The organism is Caballeronia sp. INDeC2 (assembly GCF_023631325.1).
Classification (GTDB): Bacteria; Pseudomonadota; Gammaproteobacteria; order Burkholderiales; family Burkholderiaceae; genus Caballeronia.
The window spans coordinates 1-2,499 of the sequence record NZ_JALQDG010000058.1 but is presented as its reverse complement, the minus strand read 5'-3'; the positions used below and the strand labels follow the sequence as shown (position 1 = coordinate 2,499).

Genomic DNA, 2,499 nt, shown 5'->3' with positions numbered 1-2,499 from the left:
GGTAAGCGGCTCGCCTAGGCCGTGTGTAGAGGCGTCCGCGCCTGGGCGCAGGATTGCCTCAGGTGGAGCGGCTAGATATCTTGATGTGGTGAACTCGCTGCTGCGTGCAGCTTCTCGGCCACACGCCATGGCAAGAGCTCGTCGATGACAGAGATTCTATGGTCGGCGATTCTCGGCAACACATAGTTTAGGTACGCGCGCGGATCGATGTCGTTTAGGGCGCACGTGCCAATCAACGAGTACATTGCAGCAGCACGTTCACCACCGCTGTCGGAGCCCGCAAACAGGAAGTTCTTGCGGCCCAAGCTCACACAGCGCAGCGCGTTCTCCGCGATGTTGTTGTCGATCTCGAGCGTACCGTCTTCGCAATAGAGCGTCAGTGCGCGCCACTGATTAAGCGAGTAGCTGATCGCCTTGGCTATGTCAGACTTCGACGACAACGCTTCGAGCTTGGTCTTGAGCCACGCTTCGTAGATGCGAAGCAGTGGCTTGGCTTTCTCCTGCCGTATTCGCAGCCGTTCGTCCGCAGGCTTGCCGCGAATGGAAGCTTCAATGTTGTACAACGCACTAATGTATTCGAGGGCCTTCTGCGTTGTGTCGGACGGCGTTCGTACGTGGATATCGTAGAACTTTCTCCTTGCGTGAGCATGGCAGGCTGCTTCCAGTACTGAGCCATCCAGGAACAGTTCATCGAAGCCCGCGTATGCGTCCGCTTGTAGCGTCCCTCTGAAGCCAGCGAGATGAGTTTGAGGGTGGATGCCTTGCCTATTCGGCGAGTATGCGAACCATACCGCAGCCGGTTGCGTGGAGCCGGAGCGACGATCGTCGCGCACATAGACCCAGAGACGACCTGTTCGGGTCTTCCTGTTGCCTGGTGCGAGCACGGGAATCGGCGTATCGTCAGCATGCAGTTTGGCGGTCGATACCGTATATCGGCGCAGCGCCTCGATCAGTGGCGCGCACAACGTTTCGCATTGGCCGACCCAGCGCCCCATGCTGGCACGGTCAAGCGTGACGCCGTCGCGAGCGGCGATTGCCGATTGTCGATACAACGGCTGGTGGTCTGCGTATTTCGAGACGAGGATATCCGCGAGCAAACTCGGGTGGGCGATGCTCCGCTCGATTGGCAGTCCCGGCATCGACGGCTGTTTGATGGCGTGGCAGCAAGGGCAAACAAGTTTGCGCCGGATCGTGCGAATGACTTTGAAGGCGGCCGCAACTCGGGCGAGTTGTTCGGATATGTCCTCACCGAGCAGTTGCATTGTTTGACCGCAGTCCGGGCAACTGGATGCCGGCTCGAGCACATGATCTTCGCGCAAGAGGTGCGCCGGTAATGCATGTCTCGAAGCCGCGTTGCCGGTTGTTGCGTTGGAGGCGGACGCGTTGGCGCCTTGAGCCTGCGCGCGCTGCACGTCTGCAACGCCGCGTCCGGCGGCCAGATCTTCGAGTTGGGTCTCGAGGGTCTCTATCTGCCGCTGCAACTGTTCGGATTTGCGGCCGAACTGCATGCGCCGAAGTTTGTCGATCTGTGCCTTGAGTTGATCGATCTCGATATCGCGTTCAGCGAGCAGACTACGAGCCTCGACCAACAAGGCCTTCAGGAGATCGACATCGTCAGGAAGATCGGCGCCGTTCGACATGCACGGCAGTTTACGAGTGTTCCGCGCGGTTTACAACATCGATAACGCGGCGGTGCGCCGGGGCTGTCGCCAATCGATGCCCTCGAGAAGCATTGACAGTTGTGCGGAGCTCAGATGAATCTTCCCGTCGTTGGCCTGGGGCCAGATAAAGCGGCCCCGCTCAAGACGCTTTGCCAGGAGCCAGATGCCATCCTCCGTCGCCCAGAGGACCTTTATGAGATCGCCTCGGCGGCCTCGGAAGACGTAGACGTTGCCGCCCAATGGATTCTCTTCAAGCGCCGTTTGCACCTTTGCCGCTAGCCCCTGAAACCCACAGCGCATGTCGGTCACGCCTGCAGCAATCCAGATACGCGTGCCAGCCGGGAGCGAGATCATGATCGCAGACTGCCCAACACGGTACGCAGCATGTCGGCGTCGACCAGACCATCTACCTTGACCACCACACGGCCGATTCGGATTTCAATCGTGCCCGCAGGTGGCGCCGGGTTTGCATCTAATGCTGGTAAATCGCCTGACGGCGCGGCCAGGGCCTGCGTCGGTGGGTCACTCAGCAGTACGACTGGCAGCATGCCGGCAGGCTGAGCGTGCCGCTCGGTAAGATATCGGCGCCGCCAGGTGTACAGCATGTTCGCATTGATGCCATTCTCACGGGCGAGTCTCGCAACGGAGACGCCTGGTTCACATGCCGCTGCCGCCAGCCGGTCCCGAAGCTCCCTTGGGTAGTTTGGACGGCCCGCTCGACTACCCGACTTCTTCTCTGAGAACTCTGACAAAGTGGTGTCCATCAATCGAAAGTGATGGACATCATTGTGCTGCGTACTGAGGTCACCCCCTACAACGGTCGAGACGAGCCGCTTAC

3 protein-coding genes are annotated in these 2,499 nt (G+C 59.7%); all 3 read right to left on the bottom strand.

Annotated features, from left to right (window positions below; translation table 11 throughout):
- Positions 1-71 precede the first annotated feature (71 nt).
- Genes tnpC through tnpA form a run of 3 tightly spaced genes read right to left on the bottom strand, consistent with a single transcriptional unit; the run spans position 72 to position 2,425 of the window.
- On the bottom strand, positions 72-1,640 hold the full coding sequence (gene tnpC, locus NCS28_RS33010; RefSeq protein ID WP_250517965.1) for an IS66 family transposase: 1,569 nt from the start codon (positions 1,638-1,640) through the stop codon (positions 72-74).
- A gap of 30 nt (positions 1,641-1,670) precedes the next feature.
- Positions 1,671-2,015, bottom strand: coding sequence for an IS66 family insertion sequence element accessory protein TnpB (gene tnpB / locus NCS28_RS33005; protein WP_250517964.1), 345 nt, complete (start codon positions 2,013-2,015; stop codon positions 1,671-1,673).
- On the bottom strand, positions 2,012-2,425 hold the full coding sequence (gene tnpA / locus NCS28_RS33000; protein WP_250517966.1) for an IS66-like element accessory protein TnpA: 414 nt from the start codon (positions 2,423-2,425) through the stop codon (positions 2,012-2,014). Before tnpA ends, tnpB begins: the two co-directional genes overlap by 4 nt.
- Positions 2,426-2,499 lie beyond the last annotated feature (74 nt).

Coding starts and splice junctions, on each gene's coding strand:
- tnpC (WP_250517965.1), bottom strand. CDS start 1,640: ATGTCGAACGGCGCCGATCTTCCTGACGATGTCGATCTCCTGAAGGCC.
- tnpB (WP_250517964.1), bottom strand. CDS start 2,015: ATGATCTCGCTCCCGGCTGGCACGCGTATCTGGATTGCTGCAGGCGTG.
- tnpA (WP_250517966.1), bottom strand. CDS start 2,425: ATGGACACCACTTTGTCAGAGTTCTCAGAGAAGAAGTCGGGTAGTCGA.